This is a genomic window from Picosynechococcus sp. PCC 11901, from assembly GCF_005577135.1.
Taxonomy (GTDB): Bacteria; Cyanobacteriota; Cyanobacteriia; order Cyanobacteriales; family MRBY01; genus MRBY01.
The window spans coordinates 2406787-2428542 of sequence record NZ_CP040360.1; the positions used below are offsets into that span (position 1 = coordinate 2406787).

General features: G+C 49.7%; 17 protein-coding genes, 1 tRNA gene and 1 pseudogene. 11 read left to right on the top strand and 8 right to left on the bottom strand.

Annotation, left to right across the window (positions count from 1 at the left end; all coding sequences use genetic code 11):
- Positions 1-157 precede the first annotated feature (157 nt).
- Both FEK30_RS12615 and proS read right to left on the bottom strand, forming a co-directional pair.
- Positions 158-598 (bottom strand): annotated as a pseudogene (locus tag FEK30_RS12615) (DUF29 domain-containing protein).
- 57 nt (positions 599-655) lie between these two features.
- A complete protein-coding gene (gene proS, locus FEK30_RS12620) occupies positions 656-2461 on the bottom strand; it encodes a proline--tRNA ligase (RefSeq protein WP_138073818.1) in 1806 nt (601 codons plus the stop codon).
- A 388-nt stretch (positions 2462-2849) separates the two neighbouring features.
- On the opposite strand from proS, the gene FEK30_RS12625 reads away from it, so the two are divergent.
- From FEK30_RS12625 to FEK30_RS12640, 4 genes are all read left to right on the top strand, one after another.
- Positions 2850-5564: a cation-transporting P-type ATPase gene (locus FEK30_RS12625; RefSeq protein ID WP_138073372.1), complete on the top strand. Its 2715-nt coding sequence runs from the start codon at positions 2850-2852 to the stop codon at positions 5562-5564.
- 202 nt (positions 5565-5766) lie between these two features.
- A complete protein-coding gene (gene pyk / locus FEK30_RS12630; RefSeq protein WP_012307271.1) occupies positions 5767-7563 on the top strand; it encodes a pyruvate kinase in 1797 nt (598 codons plus the stop codon).
- 70 nt (positions 7564-7633) lie between these two features.
- Entirely contained in the window at positions 7634-8176 is a 543-nt protein-coding gene (locus FEK30_RS12635) for a LapA family protein (RefSeq protein ID WP_255447883.1), read from the top strand.
- A 22-nt stretch (positions 8177-8198) separates the two neighbouring features.
- Entirely contained in the window at positions 8199-9026 is an 828-nt protein-coding gene (locus FEK30_RS12640) for a segregation/condensation protein A (RefSeq protein ID WP_138073373.1), read from the top strand.
- Here the strand turns inward: FEK30_RS12640 and FEK30_RS12645 are convergent.
- Positions 9016-9348, bottom strand: coding sequence for a sll0565 family protein (locus FEK30_RS12645; RefSeq protein WP_138073374.1), 333 nt, complete (start codon positions 9346-9348; stop codon positions 9016-9018). The two genes, FEK30_RS12640 and FEK30_RS12645, sit on opposite strands and share 11 nt — an antisense overlap.
- Positions 9349-9379: 31 nt before the next feature.
- Positions 9380-9460, bottom strand: a tRNA-Leu gene (locus FEK30_RS12650).
- 132 nt (positions 9461-9592) lie between these two features.
- Here FEK30_RS12650 and FEK30_RS12655 point away from each other — a divergent pair.
- The 3 genes from FEK30_RS12655 to FEK30_RS12665 all read left to right on the top strand — a co-directional run bounded on the left by FEK30_RS12655 (position 9593) and on the right by FEK30_RS12665 (position 12786).
- On the top strand, positions 9593-10363 hold the full coding sequence (locus FEK30_RS12655) for a COP23 domain-containing protein (RefSeq protein WP_138073375.1): 771 nt from the start codon (positions 9593-9595) through the stop codon (positions 10361-10363).
- 287 nt (positions 10364-10650) lie between these two features.
- A complete protein-coding gene (locus FEK30_RS12660; RefSeq protein WP_012307276.1) occupies positions 10651-11094 on the top strand; it encodes a hypothetical protein in 444 nt (147 codons plus the stop codon).
- A gap of 69 nt (positions 11095-11163) precedes the next feature.
- On the top strand, positions 11164-12786 hold the full coding sequence (locus FEK30_RS12665) for a serine/threonine protein kinase (protein WP_030006956.1): 1623 nt from the start codon (positions 11164-11166) through the stop codon (positions 12784-12786).
- Between the two features lie 41 nt (positions 12787-12827).
- Here the strand turns inward: FEK30_RS12665 and FEK30_RS17155 are convergent, their stop codons facing one another.
- The 4 genes from FEK30_RS17155 to FEK30_RS12685 form a co-directional block, all read right to left on the bottom strand.
- Positions 12828-13496 carry a Uma2 family endonuclease gene (locus tag FEK30_RS17155; RefSeq protein ID WP_030006955.1) on the bottom strand — a complete coding sequence of 223 codons (669 nt, stop codon included), beginning with the start codon at positions 13494-13496 and terminating at the stop codon, positions 12828-12830.
- Between the two features lie 49 nt (positions 13497-13545).
- Positions 13546-15837 (bottom strand): phosphoribosylformylglycinamidine synthase subunit PurL, encoded by a 2292-nt coding sequence (gene purL, locus FEK30_RS12675; protein WP_138073376.1) that lies wholly within the window; start codon positions 15835-15837, stop codon positions 13546-13548.
- Between the two features lie 61 nt (positions 15838-15898).
- Complete coding sequence (locus FEK30_RS12680; protein ID WP_138073377.1) at positions 15899-16120, bottom strand: type II toxin-antitoxin system HicA family toxin; 222 nt, start codon at positions 16118-16120, stop codon at positions 15899-15901.
- Positions 16120-16350, bottom strand: a complete 231-nt coding sequence (locus FEK30_RS12685; RefSeq protein WP_138073378.1) for a type II toxin-antitoxin system HicB family antitoxin — start codon at positions 16348-16350, stop codon at positions 16120-16122. Before FEK30_RS12685 ends, FEK30_RS12680 begins: the two co-directional genes overlap by 1 nt.
- 105 nt (positions 16351-16455) lie before the next feature.
- Between FEK30_RS12685 and FEK30_RS12690 the strand changes: the two genes are divergently transcribed.
- The 4 genes from FEK30_RS12690 to alaS all read left to right on the top strand — a co-directional run bounded on the left by FEK30_RS12690 (position 16456) and on the right by alaS (position 21713).
- Positions 16456-16872, top strand: coding sequence for a DUF29 domain-containing protein (locus FEK30_RS12690; RefSeq protein WP_138073379.1), 417 nt, complete (start codon positions 16456-16458; stop codon positions 16870-16872).
- A 251-nt stretch (positions 16873-17123) separates the two neighbouring features.
- On the top strand, positions 17124-18254 hold the full coding sequence (locus FEK30_RS12695) for a site-2 protease family protein (protein ID WP_138073380.1): 1131 nt from the start codon (positions 17124-17126) through the stop codon (positions 18252-18254).
- 141 nt (positions 18255-18395) lie between these two features.
- A complete protein-coding gene (locus FEK30_RS12700; protein WP_138073381.1) occupies positions 18396-18944 on the top strand; it encodes a Uma2 family endonuclease in 549 nt (182 codons plus the stop codon).
- Between the two features lie 135 nt (positions 18945-19079).
- Positions 19080-21713, top strand: a complete 2634-nt coding sequence (gene alaS, locus FEK30_RS12705) for an alanine--tRNA ligase (protein WP_138073382.1) — start codon at positions 19080-19082, stop codon at positions 21711-21713.
- Positions 21714-21756 lie beyond the last annotated feature (43 nt).

Below are 21756 nucleotides of genomic sequence, written 5' to 3' on the forward strand. Positions count from 1 at the left end.
GGGCGTTGGAGAGACACCGCAGGAGGTTTTATCGTCAATCTTAGCAATTGAATTCTCCCGGTTTAGGTGAGGTTTCCCCGCCATTACTAAACCCTGAGTCACAATTTTTGACGTAAATTTGCTGGTTTTGGTTCACAAAAATGGAGATTGTAATGGCTTAACCCAAACCAAGAATCTGTTCTAGATCGTAGGGACATTTCTGGGGAAAGCTGTCTTGGGATAAACCTGTTTCTGCCTTTGCCCGTTGCCGTGCCGTGGTGTAGGCAGAGGCTAAAATCTGCTGTAAATAGGGCCGCAAACTCGGAGAATCTTCTAACTCGTCAATAATGCGGCGACGGTGATCAATGATCGTTGACTCTCAGCTACCAGAACGTTTCTCTGCCTGAAAGTTCCACTGCAGTAAGTGCATCAACAAAATGATCAAATTACTCTTGAGGCGGTGGCGATCGCGTTTACCCATCGATTCTATTTCATCAATTAGATGTTCCCAATCGACGGCCACATAATCCCGGAGGCGCAATTTTTCGAGGGTCTGTTGCAGCCAAAGTTGATAATCTTGGTCGTAGGTGATGTCGGGAATCCTAGGCGTTGGAACCATCGCTAAAAAAGGGGAAATCGCTTAACCCTAGGGCCATTATAACGATTCCCCAGGGGCTTACTGGCCTGCGGCTTTGACCCAATTTTTTAAGGTCGCAACCACAGCATCGAGATCAAGATCTTGGCGATCGCCTTCTTTGCGGCGCACCACTTCCACCTTGCCATCCTTGAGGGATTTCCCTGTGACAACCCGGAAGGGAATACCAATCAGTTCTGCATCCTTGAATTTCACCCCGGCCCGTTCGTTGCGGTCATCAAGGATCGTTTCGACTCCAGCGGCGTTGAGATCAGCATAGAGTTTTTCGGCGGCTGCCATCTGTTCTTCACTCTTAACATTGGGCACGACTACCACAGCATGGTAGGGGGCGATCGCCACGGGCCAGATAATGCCATTTTCATCGTAGGATTGCTCCACTGCGGCTTGAGCCAGACGGGAAACGCCAACCCCATAACAGCCCATCACCAGGGGTTGTTCTTTACCATTTTCGTCGGTAAAGGTGGCCCCCATGGCCTCGGAATATTTTGTTCCCAATTGGAAAATGTGGCCCGCTTCGATGCCCCGCGCTGTTTGGAGGATTTGGGTCGGATCATGGACAGCGCGATCGCCGGCCTTTGCTAACCGCACATCCACTTGCAATGCCGGTAGCTTAAACTCTGTGCCCCAGTTTGCACCGAGGACGTGGTGATTCGTTTCATCAGCACCCGTGACAAAGTTTTCTAATGTCGCCGCAGTGGGATCAACTAAGCGCAGAAATTCGCCTGAAACCGCTTTATTTTTAGCAATACAATCATCTGCTAAAGCTGGGGAAATGTAGCCCAAAGGTAATGCTTTTGCGGCCCATTTTTGTTGGGCATCAGCGTCAGGTACTGTTAAGGAAATGACAGTTTTGGCATCGTAATTAGACGCTAATTTTGTCAACTCATTCTGTAATTTGACTTCGTTGACATCTTGATCGCCCCGAATTGAGATCAAAGCTAAAACAGTTTTGCCATTGTTATAAACCACCTGATAAAGGACATTTTTAACGACACAAGTGGGGGAACAATCTAGGAACTTACACAGGGATTCAATGGTGGCTGTATTCGGGGTTTCGCGCTTTTCAAAACTGCTGAAAGGAGAGGCGATCGCCTCAACGGGCAGAGACACGGCTTTCTCGGTATTCGCGGCGTACTTTTCGTCTTCGGTGTAGAGAATTTCGTCTTCCCCGGCATCGGCGAGGATCATAAATTCCTGGGAACCAGAACCACCAATGGCCCCAGAGTCGGCTTCTACCGCCCGGAATTGTAAACCACAGCGACGCAACATATTACGATACGCCTGATCCATGTCTGCGTAGGTTTTTTTGAGGCATTCCTCAGAAGCATGGAACGAGTAGCCGTCTTTCATGATGAATTCCCGTCCGCGCATCAAGCCAAACCGGGGTCGAATCTCATCGCGGAATTTCGTCTGAATCTGGTACAAATGCTGGGGCAACTGCCGATAAGAACGGATCATGTCCTTGGCAATGGTGGTAATCACTTCCTCGTGGGTCGGCCCTAAACCCAACTCTCCATCTAGGCGATCGCGCAGGGAAAACATAATCCCTTCTGCCTGGGTATAGGTATCCCAACGGCCCGATTCTTGCCAAATTTCTGCGGGTTGCAACTGGGGTAACAGGGTTTCCTGGGCACCGGTGGCATTCATCTCTTCCCGGACGATCTGGGATACCTTCTGGAGCACGCGCCACATCAACGGTAGATAAGCATAAATCCCCCGCCCAATCCGCCGGATATAGCCGGCCCGCAGCAGGAGCTTGTGGCTAGGAATCTCCGCATCGGCGGGATCTTCTCGGAGGGTAACGAACAGACTTTGGGAAAGGCGCATGGTTATTTTGAGTTTTTCGTGACAGCTAATGGAATGAACCATCGCCCATTATGGATTACTTGCTGCCATTTTAGAATCGGGGGCCTGGTCAAAATGTTGTCGGCAGCCAACTTTTCTCCTTAAAAAAACAAGGGGGCTCAATAACTTAATTGGCAATAAAAAGATAAAAAGAAATCACTTTTTGGGATTTTCAAAAATTAGCTTCAAAGAAACCGAACAGGCTTTATCACTGAGGATTTGACAACAAAAAAGTCCACAAAGAAATTATTGACAAGTTGAAAATTAGATTTTTCAAGGAAAATTTAATAATTTAACTACGTAATTTTATAAAACTAAATTGCTAGAATTTGGAGGATCAAATTTGCAGGTTAATTTTTAAGCTTAAGTTATGCCAGTGTCATCATCACTTCCTCCCTGCCATACCCAATCAGAGGCCGAATTAATTCAATCCCTAAAGAGCGATGCAGAACGGGGATTATCGCCAGAGGCAGTGGCCCAGCGTTACGAGCAGTATGGTTGGAATGAGTTGCAATTTCGAGGCGGCAAACCCGCTTGGTTACGTTTTTTGTTGCAGTTCCACCAGCCGCTTCTGTACATCTTAATCATCGCCGGAAGTATTAAAGCGGCTTTGGGTTCCTGGACGAATGCCTGGGTCATTTGGGGGGTTACTTTCATTAATGCGGTGATTGGTTATATCCAAGAAGCTAAGGCTGAAGGGGCGATCGCCTCCCTCGCCAAAGCAGTCACCACCGAAGCAATGGTCCTGCGGGAAGGCAATACTCTGCGGATCCCGTCACGGGATTTGGTGCCTGGCGATATTGTGCTGTTGGCTTCCGGGGATAAAGTCCCGGCGGATTTGCGGTTGCTCAAGGTGCGGAACCTCCAAGTTGATGAGTCAGCTCTGACGGGGGAAGCGGTACCCGTCGAGAAAAAGTTAGGTCTTTTACCCCTAGATACGCCCTTAGGCGATCGCCGCAATATGGCCTATGCGGGAAGCTTTGTCACCTTTGGTCAGGGCACAGGTATCGTCGTGGCGATCGCCAACCAGACGGAAATGGGGCAGATTTCCCAATCCATGGAGAAGCAGGTCAGTTTAACCACACCGCTGACCCGAAAATTCACCAAATTTAGCCATTCCCTACTGTATGTGATTTTGACCCTGGCGACCCTCACCTTTGCCATTGGTTGGGGCCGGGGGGGCGATCTCGCCGAGATGTTTGAAGCTGCCGTAGCCCTGGCCGTGAGTGCGATTCCCGAAGGATTACCCGCCGTAGTGACAATTACCCTGGCGATTGGGGTGAACCGGATGGCCCGCCGCCACGCCATTATTCGTAAATTACCCGCTGTAGAAGCCCTCGGTAGTGCGACGGTGGTTTGCTCTGATAAAACGGGCACCCTCACGGAAAATCAGATGACCGTCCAGGCGATCTATGCGGGGGATGTTCATTTCAAAGTGAGTGGCAGTGGCTACAGTCCGAAGGGAGAAGTGTACCTGGCCGCAACCGGTGATGATGGGGATGCCAGCTTTGAAACCCTGCCCCCAGTCCTGGCAGAATGTCTCACCGCAGGGTTGCTCTGCAACGATTCCCAACTGAAACAAACGGGCGATGATTGGTCTGTGGTGGGCGATCCAACGGAAGGGGCCTTGATTACTGCGGCGGCGAAGGCGGGCCTCAGTCAGGTGGGTTTAGACGCCCAGCGGCCCCGGCTCGATTCGATTCCCTTTGAGTCGGAATATCAGTATATGGCGACGCTCCATGATGGCACGGGGCGGACAATCTATGTCAAAGGGTCGGTGGAATCGCTGTTGCGCCGTTGTGAAACGATGTTATTGGACAATGGTCAGGCGATCGCCCTTGATCCTGCGGCCATCGAAGCAGTGGTAGAGACCATGGCTACCAAAGGGTTACGGGTTCTCGCCTTTGCGAAAAAAGAAGTCAGCAGTCACCAACACAGCGTTGACCATGAGGATCTCACCACGGGCCTTGAGTTTTTAGGGCTCCAGGGAATGATTGATCCCCCCCGACCGGAGGCGATCGCCGCTGTCCATGCCTGCCAAACAGCAGGAATTAACGTCAAGATGATCACCGGTGATCACATTGCCACCGCCAAGGCGATCGCCCAACGCATGGGAATTCGCACCGGAGAAACAGTCATTGCCTTTGAGGGTCAAGACCTCGAAAAAATGGATCCTCAAAGTCTGGCCGAGGCCGCCGAAACTGGGTCGGTCTTTGCCCGGGTTGCCCCAGCCCAAAAACTTGCCCTCGTCGAAGCCCTCCAGAAAAAAGGCGATATCGTCGCGATGACTGGCGATGGCGTGAACGATGCCCCAGCCCTTAAACAAGCCGACATTGGCATCGCCATGGGTAAAGGCGGCACCGAGGTGGCCAGGGAATCCGCTGATATGTTGCTCACCGATGATAATTTTGCCTCCATTGAAGCTGCCGTCGAAGAAGGACGCACCGTTTACCGCAATCTCCGCAAGGCGATCGCCTTCCTCTTGCCCGTCAATGGCGGTGAATCGATGACAATCTTGATCAGTGTCTTGCTGGCGCGGGATTTGCCCATTCTGTCTTTGCAGGTGCTGTGGCTGAATATGATCAACTCGATCACCATGACCGTGCCCCTCGCCTTTGAAGCCAAGCCCGCCGGGATTATGCAATCCCCCCCCCGCAATCCCAACGAACCCCTGATCACCCCCAAGCTGCTGCGACGGATCGGGATTATTTCGATCTTTAACTGGATTCTGATCTTTGGCATTTTTGAATGGATCAAAACCAGCACCGGCGATCTCGCCCTCGCCCGCACCATGGCGATCCAAGCCCTTGTTGCCGCTCGGATCATCTATTTACTGAGCATCAGTCAACTGGGCCGTAGCCTCCTTCGCTACATCAGCGGCCAAACAAAAACCATCATCCAAGCCCCGCTCCTGTTGGTTGGCATTGCCGTCGCCGTCGCTTTGCAGGTTGCCTTTAGTCAATGGGGCCTTATGAATCAACTCTTTCAGACAGCTCCCCTCACCTGGCAACAGGGATTAATCTGTGTACTGCCGATGTTACCGATGATCCCCACGGCGATCGCCGCTAACTATTTAGACACTTGACCCTGAAGGAAAACCACAAAAATAAGGGGAAGATTCTCTGGCTTCCCCCTTGTCCACCAAAAGCTTCCACCGACAGACCCTAGAGCAGATCCCATCGAGATTCCCAAAATCTCCCAGAACTCCCCTGCCACGTATAGAAAGAAACGTCAACTTTTGGGATAATATGAGGCTTGTTTTCCCAACTGACCCGAGAAAGTTCACTATGCCCTCTAGAGAAATGCCCCGCCGCACCAAGATCGTCGCCACCATTGGCCCTGCGACTAGCAAACCAGACGTTCTCCGGGAAATCATCGAAGCAGGGGCAACTACTCTACGGCTAAATTTCTCCCATGGTACCCACGATGACCACCAACGCAACATCCGTCTGATTCGACAAACCGCCTTTGAACTGAACCAACCCGTCGGTATCCTCCAGGATCTCCAGGGGCCAAAAATTCGCCTCGGTCGCTATGAGAGCGACTTTATCACCCTCAAAAACGGCGATCCCTACATCATCACAAGTCGCGAAGTACCCTGTACCCAAGAAGTCGGCTACGTCAGCTATGACAAGCTAGCGGAAGAAGTCCCCGAAGGCTCCACCATCCTCCTCGACGATGGCAAGGTAGAAATGAAGGTCGAACGGGTCGATATTGCCGCAAAAAATCTCCACTGCCGCGTGGTCGTCGGTGGCAAGCTCTCCAATAACAAAGGGGTCAATTTTCCTGGGGTCTATCTCTCTGTCAAAGCCCTCACCGATAAAGACCGCGAAGATCTCATGTTTGGCCTCGACCAAGGGGTTGATTGGGTGGCCCTCAGTTTTGTGCGCAATCCCCAAGACGTCCTGGAAATCAAAGAGCTCATCGCCAATGCTGGGAAAAATGTCCCCGTGATCGTCAAGATCGAAAAACACGAGGCGATTGAACAGATGGAGGCTATTCTGTCCCTTTCCGATGGTGTTATGGTCGCCCGGGGGGATCTTGGGGTCGAGCTGCCCGCCGAAGACGTCCCCATTCTCCAGAAAAAACTCATTGCCACTGCCAACCGCTTCGGGATTCCTGTGATTACCGCCACCCAGATGCTCGATAGCATGGTGAGTAATCCTCGCCCCACCCGCGCCGAAGTTTCCGATGTGGCCAATGCGATTTTAGATGGTACCGATGCGGTGATGCTTTCTAATGAAACTGCTGTGGGTGAATTCCCCGTAGAAGCCGTGGCAACCATGGCAACCATCGCCAAGCGCATCGAAAAGGAACCCGACGGCATTCAAAAACAACCTTCTGATAAAAAATCGATTCCCAATGCTATTTCTGCCGCCGTCAGCCACATTGCTGGACAGTTAGATGCAACGGCGATCATGACCCTCACCAAGTCTGGAGCAACGGCCCGAAACGTCTCTAAATTTCGCCCAGCAACGCCGATTCTTGCTGTCACCCCCCATGTGGATGTGGCCCGTCGTCTCCAGTTGGTCTGGGGGGCAAAGCCACTCCTTGTTATGGATTCTCCGTCAACGACCCAAACTTTTAAGGCGGCGATTAATGTGGCCCAGGAGAGCGGTTTTCTCCATGAAGGGGACTTGGTGATCATGACAGCGGGGACGCTCCAAGGGGTGTCTGGTTCTACAGATCTCATCAAAGTCGAAATGGTGCAGGCGGTGCTCGGAGAAGGCATTGGCATTGGTCAAGGGGCGGCCAGTGGTCGTGCCCGGGTCGTGAATCAAAGTGAAGATATCAATGATTTTGGCCCAGGAGAAATTCTCGTTGCTCGGTCTACGGATGCGGCCTATGTGGAAATGATCCGTAAGGCCAGCGGCATCGTGATCGAAGAACCAAATCAAAATTGTCACGCGGCAACTTTGGGGATGCGGTTGGGTATTCCGGTGATTGTCGGTTTTAAGGAAGCAACTCAGTTAATTCGGGATGGCTCGATTATCTCCATTGATGCCCGTCGAGGCACTGTTTATTCTGGGGTAAATGTGAGCCTTGGGGATGCTGTGGGTGGCACCAAAATGTCCCTGGCTTAAGCCCAGGCGATCGCAATTATCACTTTTATCATCCGGCGGCCCCAACAATGTTTGGGGCAATTTTTTTGGGTTGGAACAATTACGATATCCTAGGGGGTGTATTGGCGATCGCCATCGAGATCCGCCATGCGATGCATCCTGTGGAGAGATCATGCGGCAACTGAATTTTTTATTGTTTTTTGCCCTGTGCTTAGCCCTAGCGCTATTTAGTATCGAAAATACACAACCCGTCGGGATTAACATCATTCCGGGATTCCAAGCCGAAGCGCCCCTCTCCATCGAACTCCTGCTGGCGGTGGGCACAGGGGCGATTTTAGCCTGGATGTTTAGCCTGTGGGATCAGTTGCAGCGGCAAATTGAATCATGGAAAGCCCAACGGGAACTGAAGCTCCAGAGTCAAAAAATTGAGGAATTGGAAAAAGCTTTGGCTGAACTGCAGACCGCCCAACAAAACGCCGCGGAATCATCGGCAGATTCCCCCAGTGCGACGACCGCATCCACCGCAGACAAAACGGTATCTGAGCCTGAAACTTCTACCGATACCGAGACAGGAGACACCCAGGACTCCGCTGAAGCACCCCCAGAAGAATCTCAACCTGAGCAAATGGCCTAATTTTTGACCCTTCGATAAAGCCATGGCCACCCAACCCCAAGCGGCGATCGCCACCCTCATTGAACTAGCCCAACAGGGAGAAATCGATCCCTGGGATGTGCAGGTCATCGATGTCATTGATCAGTTCCTCAGTGAGCTAGGACTTGCCGGGGATACAGACCCAATGCTCAGGGAGGCCGACCTACCCCAGTCGGGTCAAACTTTTTTATGGGCCTCCAAACTTGTCCTCCTCAAGGCTGACACCCTCGAAAGTTTAACGGCCATTGAAGCAGAGGTTCAGGAAGAAGAATTCTACGAAGATTGGGACGCAAGCGATACGGAACGACTCCCCCTCAAGCTGGAAAAAAGACTCCGGCGGCGGGCTACGGCACCTCCCCCAAAACGGCGGCGGGTCACCCTCCAGGAATTTATTGAGCAAATCCAACAAATTGCCAACGAAATCGAGGATCATACCCCCAAAAAACGCCTCAAAACGCCACGTAAACTATCCAATAAAGCGGCCATTAAACAGATTACCCAGTTGGCCCATGATGAAAATCTCACGGAATTAGCCGCCCAGCTAGAACAATTTTTCCAGACCCAGATGCCCCCTGATCCAGAAACCCCCATGGTTTTTGAATTAGACGATTTAATCCGTCAGTGGATCGCCTATAAAGAGGCCAACGAATTTTTCCCCCAGGAGATCACCGCCAAACAACATCGCCACGAAAAGGTCGGGATCTTTTGGGCTTTACTTCTGTTGTCGGCTCAATCAAAGGTGGTGCTTTTCCAGGACGATTTTTATGCGCCGGTGCTGGTGCGTCCGCTTTATCCAGGGCTGCCACCGGGAGATTTAAACTCTAAACCGTAAACGATTTCAGCACCCAGCCCAATAAAATGCCTACCCCTGTGAAGCGAACAATTTGCCAAAAGGGTTCCTGCCACTTGAGCAACTGACTTTCGAGTTGCAGTTCTAACTTCGCGATTTCGGCGGCAATGAGGTTGAGTTCTGTTTTGAGGGAAGCTTGCTTTTGGATCGTTTCTGGCTCTGCCTGGAGATTCTCTTGTTCTACTCTAAGTTCTGCGATGCGGGCTTCGGCAGCCTTGACCTGGGCATGGCGGTCTTTTAGGGCGGCAAGGTCAGCTTCCACTTGGGCGATCGCCTGCTCAAATTCAGTGTGGGAAAGTGCCATCACTCCAAACCCCAGGAACTTTTTTTGTAAATGCGGACGGAGAGACTCGAACTCTCACGTCTAGGACACTAGAACCTAAATCTAGCGCGTCTACCAATTCCGCCACGTCCGCAAAATTAATTAGCTCAGTAAATATATCACATCCATTTTCCGGCCGACAAGGGGAACCTAAAGTCAGCTTATCCCGTCATCAAAACCCATAGGATCCCCCTAAAATTCACTGTGACGCACGAGAAATTTGAAGATGAGTAAAGGTTTGCACACTCGAACTTGGTTAAAAATCGGTATTGTCGGCTTAGAAATTTTAGGGTTTGCCGCCAGCAGTGCGATCGCCCAGGTACCGCCGGACATCGTTGTGGACACAGATTCCAATGCGGGGAATACGCCTGGTGATGTGATCTACAATTCTGGCGATCGCCGTTTTGTGTGTCAGTACGACCAGGGACAATACACCGTAATGTACCAGCCCGAAAGTCGTCCGGGGGAAGTTTATCCTTGGGCGATTCCCCGCACCATGGGAGGCGGTTGGAATGCAGAGCGTCGCTGTGAAGAAATTGCCCGCCGCTTGGAACTGTACCGGGGTGATGGTCTCGTCGAACTCACCACTGGCCGCGAAAATGGTTACGACATCGTTTGTGTGACCACCGAACTGAATCCCACCTGCCAAATCGTCTTTACGGTGCCCCGGGGCCAAAATGCGATCGCCACACGGGATCAAGTATTCGATAATCTCCTCAGTGCCGACAGCGGTTTCCAAACCCGTGGGGTCAATACCTTCATGGGCACTGGCTCGACCAATAGCCTCCTGGGACAACTCCAAAGTATTTTTGGCGGCCGCTCTACCTCTAGTCCCGTAGCCCAAGGTTACTCAAACAGTGGTATTAGCCTCAAGCCCTTCCTCGATCCCGCCGATGGTGGTACCGGAGAATATTTAACCCAGGGTCGTGCGGCAGGCCAGTCGAATCCGAACCCAAGCAACAATGGCCTCAGACTCAACACCGATCTCTTCCGTTAGATCATTTAGCATCTAGGCCCCAAAGCATTTAGTTTTGCCCGTAAGCGTCCTCTACTGTGTAATTTTTCCCTAGGCGATCGCCTAGGGTTTTTTCTAGTCTTTAATATTTCGATCGTTAACAATCTAGTAAAGCGGGTCGCTGGCTTTTTCGGAATGGGGCAGAACTCCTTACAATAGAAGGAGGTTTCGTCACGAATCCCCACTGTGTGTGATCAAGGTTTTTGGTCAACTAGAACAGGGTCAAATGACATTGATTCGTCTCGTAGTCCCAAGGAGCAAGATACATTGTGGCCCATAGTTTTTTGTTGGAAGCAGGTCGCTGGACGTTAAATGGTAGTTGGATCGAACGAAATCAGCCCCCCATTCTCATTCGGGGTAAAACAATTGTTGCTTGGGGCCAAAATAATTGGTTTACGATGGTGACAAAGTTAACGTTTCAAGATGGCGATCGCCCCGAAATTTCCTATCAATACAAAGGGCGTTTAGATAGCGGTGAGCGACAATATACCTATGTATTGCAACAAAGTATTTTGGGACGGGTGGAAGGAGAAGGTTGGGTTGGCTCAGAATCAATCGTTCAGCGATACTGGGTGCTTGGCGATCGCCAACGGCGCAGTGGCTTTGAAATGTTCTACCAGATTAACGACGATGAATATCGCTACTCCGGGGGCATCCTCGCCGGCCATTACCTCACCAGTACCATTGAAGGGACTCTCCTCCGTCAGCTTTAATAGCTTTAATCTTTTAAGTTTTGTCCGGTCTCCTGTTGTTTTGATTGTTTTGTTCGTCCACCCCAAACTATGACTACCGATCCCAATATCAATCGCCTTCTCGCCGGCCGTTATCGCTTGGTAGACCTCGTAGGCCAGGGGGCTATGGGGCGTGTCTACCGGGGTGAAGATACAGTCCTAGGGGGAGTCACGGTCGCCGTAAAGTTTCTAGCCCAGACCTTGCTTAACGACAAAATGCGCCAACGCTTTGAGCGGGAGGCAACCATTTGCGCCCTCCTGAGTGAAAAAAGCATCCATATCGTGCGGGTAAAAGACTATGGCGTCGATGACCAGGATGTGCCCTTTTATGTCATGGAATATTTAGAAGGGGAAAGTCTAAGCGATATTATTGCCCATGCTACCCTCGGTTTACCGCGTTTTTTTCAAGTCGTGCGGCAAATATGTTTGGGGATGGAAGCAGCCCACCAAGGGATTACCTTCAAGGGGGAACAATGTTTAATTATTCACCGGGATATTAAACCCAGCAATATTCTGATCATGCAGGATGCGTCCCTAGGGGAATTGGTAAAAATTCTGGATTTTGGGATTGCGCGCCTCAGCCAAGCCGGAGCCGCCCAGACCCAATCGTTTATGGGCACCCTCGCCTACTGTTCTCCAGAGCAAATGGAAGGCAAGGAATTAGACCAACGCTCTGATATCTATAGCCTGGGGATTACGATGTACGAGATGCTCACGGGGGATATGCCCGTGATGCCTGAAAATAATTCCTTTGGGGGTTGGTACCGGGCACACCATGACACACCACCAATTCCCTTTGATAAAAGTTTGCGGATTCCGGCTCCTCTGGCTGAAATTATCATGTGTTGTATGGCGAAAAGTCCGCGCGATCGCCCCCAGACCGTCAATGATATTTGGCAAGCCATGGCCCCCATCGCCAAATATTACGAACAACAAGCCGCAGAAACCAGGAAATCTTTTTTTACCACATCCCAAAATCTGCAAAATTTCCAAGCAACATCTCCGGTGGCTGGCCCCAATGATCCGACCCGGATTAACAATGCCACCACGGCCCCCAGCTTTCGTAATTCAACGGTAAATCGCCAGGGAAGGCCTACAGACAAACTGAATACAACCTTTAGCGATACCATTTGTGCGGCCCAGTCCTGGCCAGCGGATAAACCCCAAAATAAGATTGTTTTCCCACGGATTTTACCGGCTGAACCGACGGCAATCGCCAGTCTTTGGGCGATGTTAGAAGCTGAGGAGTTGGGCAAACGCCGTTTTGATACCCGTTATAATCAATTTCTCTTCATTGAGGCCCCCCATCCGATGTTGTTGTGGATCACGGTGCTGTACAACAGCAGTGAAGGAGCCCGTTGGTTGCCTTGCTATCTGGACTTGAAAACGAAGATCGGCCAACAGATGGCGCGTCTCTTAGCCAGCCAAGGGAACTATCGAATTCTGCTTTTTGCCCTGGGACAACCCCAACGGTATTTTCACATTACCCAGGCGACAATTTCCCTGAAGCAACGGGAACAGCTTACCCGCTGGGCAGATTTAGGCCAGCGATTGCCTGCCAGTAATCCCGTGGTGAGTAAGCAAACTTTGAAAAAAGAATACGAGAAAAGCAAGGGCAAAATCTTAATGAAGTTGGCGGCTTCTCGGACGAACAGTAATCTTGGGGGATTTTAAAGCCATTTCTAATCTTCGTTAAAAAGGCGATCGCCAATCAATCATGTTAAATCTAGTACAAGATCTTTGAAGATATTGATACCCAAAATTTTACGAGGTAGAGATAAAGTTTGAGGCTCGCAATCAGCAATATAGAGTTCTGCTTGTTTTTCCTTGCGATTAACTAATATCCCAAAACTACAACCATTGTCTCGATATTCTTCCATTTTATCCCTTGTTTTTTGGACAGCATCGCTAGGCGAAACTAACTCAGTGACAAAATCAGGACAGAGGGAAACAAATTTTTCTCGCTGATCGGTTGTTAATGCTTGCCAACGAGATTTTTCAAGCCAAGAAACATCAGGAGAACGGGTCGCACCATTGGGCAAAATAAAACCCGTTGAGGCATCGAAAACTTCTCCTAATTGATATTTGGAAACCTCGATTAATTGCTTTTTTGACGATTTTTTGAGTCTGAAACAACGAGGATAGGTTGCTGATCTAGCGAAATTTTGAATTTTTCGAGGTTCCCATTTGTGATTCCAGAGTTGTACTTGAAAAATTAGGTTAGCGTTTTGCCGCCCAGTTTCGCCACCAGTGGGAGGCATAATGACCAATTCTCCTTTAGCTGTACGTTCCAGTTGAAGCTCTGGATTAACCAGACAAAGTTGCTGAAATTGTTCATTGCTTAACGTGAAAACGGGTTCTAGGGCAAGGGTCATTGTTGTCATTAGCCTTACCCACTGGATTTGTACTTTCTATTGTAATCAGTTAACTAGATTACGGATGTAAACGACGGGCGATCGCCTCACTCCAATTGGTGGTCATGTCCTCAACAGAAACCGCGATTACAGCCTGATTGTTGACGGTAATTTGTAACTGATTGGTGTCGCTAACGGAACCGATCACCTGCCAATTGTCTGCCAAGGATTGCGTCAGATGGGCTTCAAATTGGGCTTGTTTGTCGGGAGCAACAGAGACAATAATTTTGCCGCAGGTTTCGCCAAACAGGATGGCATCGAGACGGTCAGATCCCGTAATTTCAACGGTTGCGCCGAGCTTGCCGCCAATACAACATTCCGCAAGGGCAACGGCTAAACCACCCTCCGCAAGGTCATGGGCAGAACTTAATAATCCAGCGGCGATCGCCTCCCGTACAGTTTTCTGGACGGCTTTCTCTAGCTCAAAATCCACTTGGGGCGGAATACCCGCGACGGTATTGTGAATCGTATTTAGATATTCCGAACCGCCGAGGGTTGTTGTTGCCTGAGTACCAAGGAGATAGACCTTATCCCCAACATCTTGGAAGGCCAAACCACAGACTTTGTTAATATGTTCAACTCGTCCCACCATCCCGATTACTGGAGTCGGATAAATAGGGGTTGGTTTGCCATCACTATCAAGGGTTTCATTGTAGAGGGAAACATTACCACCAGTAACGGGTGTATCCAATTCCTGACAGGCTTCCGCAATCCCTTTACAAGCATTCGCCAACTGCCAATAACCCACAGATTTTTCGGGACTACCAAAGTTTAAATTGTTCGTAATTGCTAAGGGTTCTGCGCCGACACAACTTAAATTTCTAGCTGCTTCAGCGACTGCCGCCTTTGCCCCTTCCAACGGATTTAAATACACATAACGGGGATTACAATCGGTACAAGCAGCAACACCAATTGTGGACGCATCAGGTTTACCATTGACCGGACGAACCCGCACAACAGCGGCATCTGCGCCACCGGGAAAAATCACCGTATTGTTTTGTACTTGATGATCGTACTGGCGATAAATCCATTTTTTAGACGCAATGGTCGGTACATCTAACAGGGTTAATAAAATCTCATTCCAAGATTTTTCAGCGATACCATTCTCATCACAATTAGGCAAAGAATCCACCGACCAAGCCCAAGCGGTTTGTGCATATTCAGGAGCTTCTGCCATCAATTCCCGATGATAAATGGGCGTATTATCTGATAGCGCCGTTGCCGGAACTTCCGCCGCGATTTCACCTTGGAACATGATTTTGACGATGGGTTCCGGGATCACTTCTCCCGCAACAACCGCCTGTAAACCCCAACGATGGAAGATATCAATTAACTCCTGCTCCCGTCCTTGATGGGCAACAAAAAGCATCCGTTCTTGGGATTCGGAGAGCAGATATTCATAGGGAAGCATGCCCGTTTCTCGCACTGGAATTTTATCGAGATCGAGCAACACACCGACCCCACCTTTAGCCGCCATTTCCGCCGTCGAACAGGTTAAACCCGCCGCACCCATATCCTGCGCCGCTGCCACTGCCCCTGTTTTAAAGGCTTCGAGACAGGCTTCAATCAGGGATTTTTCGGTAAAGGGATCCCCTACCTGTACCGCAGGGCGATCGTCCATGGATTCATCGGTCAATTCCGCACTGGCGAAACTTGCGCCTCCCATGCCATCCCGTCCGGTGGTGGAGCCGACATAGAGAACGGGATTACCAATGCCATAGGCTCCCGATTTAATAATTTCCTCGGTTTCCATCAAGCCCAACGCCATCGCATTGACGAGGGGATTTCCAGAATAAGCTTTATCGAAATAGACTTCACCGCCCACCGTCGGCACACCCACGCAATTACCGTAGTGACTGATCCCTTCCACAACCCCCTGAAAGATGCGGCGAGTTTGGGCATTATCGAGGGTGCCGAAGCGCAGGGAATTTAACAGGGCAATGGGACGCGCTCCCATGGTAAAGATATCGCGGAGAATACCACCGACCCCGGTTGCTGCCCCTTGGAAGGGTTCGATCGCCGACGGGTGGTTATGGGATTCGATCTTAAAGGCGAGGTGCAGACCATCCCCCATATCGACCACGCCCGCATTTTCACCGGGACCGACGAGGACGCGATCGCCTTTCGTGGGGAAACCAGACAGCAACGGGCGGGAATTCTTATAACAACAATGTTCCGACCACATCACGCCAAACATCCCCAGTTCAGCCTTGTTGGGGTGACGACCGAGACGGCTCACAATTTCTTCGTATTCTTCGGGTTTGATGCCTTCAGATGCAATTTCTTCGGGGGTGAAGGGGCAAGGGGTCATAGTTTTACGTCGATTCTTTCTGTAACAGCGTTATTGTAAGGCTTCAGGAGACGAGCGGCAGTTAAAGATTAAGGAAGTCTTCTACGGGAATCTGTGCTTGTTGCAGGATGGCGCGTAATGTTCCCTCTTTAATGGTTTTATGGTGTGGGATTGTTGTAGTGTGTTTTGTCGCTGGATTAAACCAAATTTCATGGTCACTCTTACCACTGCGATAGAATTCAAAGCCTGCTCGACGGAGCTTTTTGGTGACTTCTCGATAGGAAAATCCCGATAAACGACCCATTAGACTTCTAAAATCAGTGGATATTGGAATGTATTCGGCAAGGCAGGTGGTTGTTCATTCTGTTGATGCAGTTCCAGTAGCATTTTGGCTAAGTCACGGGCAATTTCAATCACTTCCTCAATGGTTTGCCCCTCGGCGACTAAACCCTGTACATCCTCACTGGTCGCCAAATAGTAATCCTGCCCTGCTTCGTGAAGTTTCTCGATTTTGAGATGAATCAATGTTTTCATGAGGCGATCGCCTAATCTCAAGGAATGATTTCACTATTCTATGCGATGCAAATTGGGGTTTATCGTTATGATAACTAGAGATGCACTTGCAGGAAATTCATAAAGATGGACAAAGTACTTTATGATCATGACTTTGTGATGTGGATCGAGAAGACTGTTGAACAACTCAAAACCCAAAATTTCTCGGCATTAGATTTAGAGCATTTAATTGATGAGGTAGAATCCTTAGGGAAACAGGAAAAGCGAGAGCTGAAAAATCGCTTAATTACTTTGTTTGAGCATCTTTTAAAACACCACTATGTCCCCATGCCAGAATGTTATCGTGGTTGGGAGGGGACGATTCGCAGAACTCAATCAAAACTTAAAGATTTAATAGCAGATTCTCCCAGTTTAAGTAATTTACTCGAAGAAATTTATTTAGACTGTTATCAGGAAGCTGCGGCCAATATGCAACTTGAATATGATGTAGATTTTCCCCAAGATTATCCTTTTCTTAGTCCCTCACAAAACCTATTGAATTAAGTCTAAGCATTGTTGAATTGGGTGACAATTTTGTTTTTGTAGAGGCGATCGCCTTTTTTTTGAACCAGTGCCATCAAAAGCACGCAATTCCGAGTGAACCGAACCCAAAACGGCGGGTTTCACTACCTAATCAGTAAAGTAGCTACTTTACATTTTGTTACAATGTAAGCAACGAAAGCGGACAAAAAGGTTTTCAATAGCGCTAAACGTAAGTCTTTTTGGGCCTCAGCAACGATTCGGGAGGTTCATTTATGAACGGCAATTTTCGTGTGGGGAATTTATTTGGCATCCCCTTCTACATCAATATTTCTTGGTTCATTGTTCTGGTACTCGTCACCCTGAACTTTGGCGGCGGCCTGTCGTCCCAGTTTCCAGGCCTCGGCATTAACGCCTTAATTTTAGGATTGGTAGCAGGTCTGCTCCTGTTTGCCTCTGTGTTACTCCACGAGCTAGGCCACAGTTATGCAGCGATTCGCCAAGGCATTGGTGTAAACTCCATTACCCTGTTCTTATTCGGGGGACTCGCCAACCTTGATGAGGAAGCGAAAACGCCCGGTGGTGCATTCTGGATTGCTGTAGCAGGGCCGCTTGTGAGTTTGGCTCTCTTTATCGCACTCTTTCTCTTAACAGGTAGCGGTGTGTTGAGTGGGCCGCCAGCGGCGATCGCCGGATTGTTGGCTTACATCAACCTAATCTTGGCCACCTTTAACATGATCCCAGGTCTTCCCCTTGATGGCGGTAATGTCCTTAAATCTATTGTCTGGAAATTAACAGGAAATCGTTTCACCGGCACCATCTGGGCTAGCCGTGTTGGTCAGTTCATCGGTTGGACAGCAATCATTCTCGGTGCATTATCTATCCTTGGTATTTCTAATGTGGGTAGCTTCTGGACGCTGATCATTGGTTGGTTCTTACTTCAAAATGCGGGTCGTTCTGCCCAATCTGCCACTATTCAATCAGCCCTCTCTGGCTTAACGGCGGCTGATGCAGTGGTTAAAGACAGTCCGATTATCTCCGCAGAAACGACGCTACGGGATTTAGCTAACAGTGCCATTCGCTCTGGTAACCAGTGGAAACGCTTCTTAGTCCAGGACGAAACAGGTCAACTGCTCGGTGAGGTGCACCTTGATGTTCTTCGCGCCGTACCCACCAATGACTGGCCCCACAATCAGGTGCGTGATTTCATCAAATCTGTGCCTGCGGAAAATCAAGTCCAATCTGATCTGTCCCTCCTAGATGTGGCTGCTAAACTTGAACAACAAGGTTTACAGGCTCTGGCGGTTATCCAGACCAATGGAACCCTCGTCGGACTACTAGAGAAATCAGCAATCATTAAACTCCTGCAAAGTAGTCAACAGGACGCAAAAATCCAGTCCGCTTAATCTCTGACTCAAAACCTAAGATCAGCTTGGGCGATCGCCTTTTGGAAGCACAAAAGTTCCTGGGGCGATCGCCCTCAATATTGATAGGTAGAGATTAAAGTACCAGCTACAATCGAAACAGAACGCAGAGATTAAACACCGATGACTCTGGCAACCTACAAGTGGACAGTGGCAAACTACCATCAAGCAATTGAGGCGGGTCTCTTTGTTGATGCAGCGGTGGAGTTACTCCGAGGTAATTTAGTTGTCATGGCACCAGAGCGAGAACCCCATGCTTATTACACCCGTAGTATTGGTCACTATTTACAAGGATTATTGGGCGATCGCGCCCTAGTCAGTGAAGCCCATCCCATTACGTTGCCGAATAATTCTGAACCGGAACCCGATGTAGCGATTGTGCAGCCCTTGGGACGGGAATACCTGAACCATCATCCCTACCCCGAAAATATTTTTTGGCTTATTGAATGTGCCCAAGCCACGCTCACAAAAGATTTAACCGAAAAGAAAAGCATTTACGCGGAAGCTGGGATTCAAGAATATTGGGTAATTGACTTGCAGCATCACCAGTTAATCGTCTTTAAAGATCTCCAAAATGGTTCCTATACGACAAAGCAAACGCTAAAGACAGGCTTAATTTCCTCTCTTCGTTTTCCCGACGTGGCGGTATCTGTTGACAAACTGCTTGCATAGGGGCGATCGCCTTTTGGAAGCATAAAAGTTCCTGGGGCGATCGCCTGATTCTGAGGTTTTTCCCAAGAATCCACCGCAAAGAATGTCACAATACAGACAGTAAAGTTTGTAGCGCAAAAATTTTTCGTAAATCCTATGTCTAGTGTGCCTCCTGTCCTGAGCGGAAGTGAAATTCGGTCAAAATTTTTAGAGTTTTTCAACCAGCGGCAACACCCCATTCTCCCCAGTGCATCCTTGGTGCCGGAAGACCCGACGGTACTCCTCACCATTGCGGGAATGTTGCCGTTTAAGCCGATTTTCCTCGGTCAGCAGGACGCCCCCAGCCCCCGCGCTACTACCTCCCAGAAATGTATCCGCACCAATGACATCGAAAATGTGGGCCGCACCGCCCGGCACCATACTTTCTTTGAAATGCTGGGTAATTTTAGCTTTGGAGACTATTTCAAAGAGCAGGCGATCGCCTGGGCCTGGGAACTCTCTACGAAAGTGTTTCAGCTTGACCCGAAAAATATTGTCGTCAGTGTGTTCCGCGAAGACGATGAAGCCTTTGAAATCTGGCGTGACAAGGTCGGTGTGAATCCCAAACGCATCATCCGCATGGGAGAAGAAGATAATTTTTGGAAATCCGGGCCAACGGGGCCTTGTGGGCCTTGCTCTGAGCTTTATTACGATTTCAAGCCGGAACTTGGCGATGACAACATTGACCTAGAGGACGATACCCGGTTTATCGAGTATTACAACCTCGTCTTTATGCAATATAACCGCGACGCCGAAGGTCATTTAACGCCCCTACAAAACAAAAATATCGATACGGGGATGGGCTTGGAGCGCATGGCGCAAATCCTCCAACGGGTGCCCAACAACTACGAAACGGATCTGATCTTTCCAATTATTGAAACGGCCGCCAAAGCCGCCGGGATTCACTACGAAAAAGCCGACGAAAAAACAAAGGTTTCCTTAAAAGTGATTGGCGACCATGTGCGTTCTGTCGTCCACATGATTGCCGATGGGATTACCGCCTCCAATACGGATCGGGGTTATGTGCTGCGGCGCTTAATTCGACGGGTGGTGCGTCACGGTCGACTGATCGGCATTGACGGGAATTTTATTAACCAGGTGGCAGAAACAGCGATTCAACTTTCAGAAGCCGCCTATCCCAATACTCGCGAACGGGAAAGTTTCATTAAACAGGAATTAGAGCGGGAAGAAAACAATTTCCTCAAGACCCTCGAACGGGGCGAAAAACTCCTCGCAGATATTATCGCCAAGGAAGAAAAACAAATTTCTGGGGTCGATGCGTTTACGCTATTCGATACCTTTGGGTTCCCTTTTGAACTCACCCAAGAAATTGCCGAGGAGAACGGTTTAACGGTCGATGCTGAAGGCTATCAAGCGGAGATGAAAAAGCAGCAGGAACGCTCTAAGGCCGCCCACGAAACCATTGACCTCACCGTCCAAGGCAGCCTTGATGAATTGGCTGAACACATTCATCCCACAGCATTTTTAGGCTATACGGATCTGCAATCTCAGGTCAAAATTGAAGCCGTTCTCGTGGATGGCCACCGGGTAGAAACCGCCGAAGCCGGGGCAGTGGTGCAACTAATTTGTAACCAAACGCCTTTCTACGCAGAGTCTGGGGGACAAATTGGCGATCGCGGTTATTTTTCTGGCGATCAACTCGTCGTCCGCATTAACGATGTCCAGAAAGAGTCGGGTTTCTTTGTCCACCATGGCAAGGTGGAACGGGGCAGCTTAACGGTCGGCGACACAGTTAATGCCACCATTGATCGGGCCTGTCGTCGTCGCGCCCAGGCGAATCACACCGCAACCCATTTATTGCAAGCAGCCCTGAAAAATATTGTGGATGACTCCATTTCCCAGGCAGGTTCTTTGGTGGACTTTGATCGCCTGCGGTTTGACTTTAATTGCCCCAGGGCGTTAACCGCTGGTGAATTGACTCAAATTGAGGCCCAAATCAATACCTGGATTGCTGAAGCCCACGAAGGCCAAGTGGCAGTGATGCCCATTGCGGAGGCCAAAGCGAAGGGAGCCGTGGCCATGTTCGGCGAAAAGTATGGCGAAGAAGTGCGAGTTGTGGATTTTCCTGGGGTGTCCATGGAGCTTTGTGGTGGCACCCACGTGAAAAATACCGCTGAAATTGGCCTGTTTAAAATCATTTCCGAAACGGGCATTTCTTCTGGGATCCGCCGCATTGAAGCTGTGGCTGGCCCAGCGGTACTGGAATACCTTAAGGTGCGCGATCAGGTGGTCAAAGACCTCGGCGATAAATTTAAAGCCAAACCGGAAGAAATCACCGAACGGGTAGAAAATATCCAGGCGGAACTGCGCAACACCCAAAAGGAATTAGAAAAGGTCAAAGGTGAGCTGGCGATCGCCAAATCCGAAGCCCTCGTGAACCAAGCGGAAACCGTCGGCGAATTTAAGATCCTCGTGGAAAATATGGGCGATCTCGATGCCAAGGCCCTCCAGACTGCGGCTGAACGGCTCCAGCAAAAACTGGGTGAGGCAGCAGTGGTCTTAGGGTCAACCCCAGAAGAAGGCAAGGTTTCCCTGGTGGCCGCCTTTAGCGAAGGGATTTACAAAGGCAAAAAAGTACAAGCGGGTAAATTTATCGGCGGCATTGCTAAACTCTGCGGTGGCGGTGGCGGTGGTCGTCCGAACCTGGCCCAAGCCGGGGGACGGGATGCCAGTAAATTACCTGAAGCCCTCCACACTGCAAAACAGCAACTTCGCGAAACTCTAGGTTAAGCTCACACCCCAATCGTCGAGATGGGTCGGATTCTGGCCCATC

Coding starts and splice junctions, on each gene's coding strand:
- proS (WP_138073818.1), bottom strand. CDS start 2,461: ATGCGCCTTTCCCAAAGTCTGTTCGTTACCCTCCGAGAAGATCCCGCC.
- FEK30_RS12690 (WP_138073379.1), top strand. CDS start 16,456: ATGGACAAAGTACTTTATGATCATGACTTTGTGATGTGGATCGAGAAG.
- FEK30_RS17155 (WP_030006955.1), bottom strand. CDS start 13,496: ATGACAACAATGACCCTTGCCCTAGAACCCGTTTTCACGTTAAGCAAT.
- FEK30_RS12625 (WP_138073372.1), top strand. CDS start 2,850: ATGCCAGTGTCATCATCACTTCCTCCCTGCCATACCCAATCAGAGGCC.
- FEK30_RS12665 (WP_030006956.1), top strand. CDS start 11,164: ATGACTACCGATCCCAATATCAATCGCCTTCTCGCCGGCCGTTATCGC.
- FEK30_RS12700 (WP_138073381.1), top strand. CDS start 18,396: ATGACTCTGGCAACCTACAAGTGGACAGTGGCAAACTACCATCAAGCA.
- alaS (WP_138073382.1), top strand. CDS start 19,080: ATGTCTAGTGTGCCTCCTGTCCTGAGCGGAAGTGAAATTCGGTCAAAA.
- FEK30_RS12685 (WP_138073378.1), bottom strand. CDS start 16,350: ATGAAAACATTGATTCATCTCAAAATCGAGAAACTTCACGAAGCAGGG.
- FEK30_RS12695 (WP_138073380.1), top strand. CDS start 17,124: ATGAACGGCAATTTTCGTGTGGGGAATTTATTTGGCATCCCCTTCTAC.
- FEK30_RS12640 (WP_138073373.1), top strand. CDS start 8,199: ATGGCCACCCAACCCCAAGCGGCGATCGCCACCCTCATTGAACTAGCC.
- FEK30_RS12645 (WP_138073374.1), bottom strand. CDS start 9,348: ATGGCACTTTCCCACACTGAATTTGAGCAGGCGATCGCCCAAGTGGAA.
- FEK30_RS12655 (WP_138073375.1), top strand. CDS start 9,593: ATGAGTAAAGGTTTGCACACTCGAACTTGGTTAAAAATCGGTATTGTC.
- FEK30_RS12680 (WP_138073377.1), bottom strand. CDS start 16,120: ATGGGTCGTTTATCGGGATTTTCCTATCGAGAAGTCACCAAAAAGCTC.
- purL (WP_138073376.1), bottom strand. CDS start 15,837: ATGACCCCTTGCCCCTTCACCCCCGAAGAAATTGCATCTGAAGGCATC.
- pyk (WP_012307271.1), top strand. CDS start 5,767: ATGCCCTCTAGAGAAATGCCCCGCCGCACCAAGATCGTCGCCACCATT.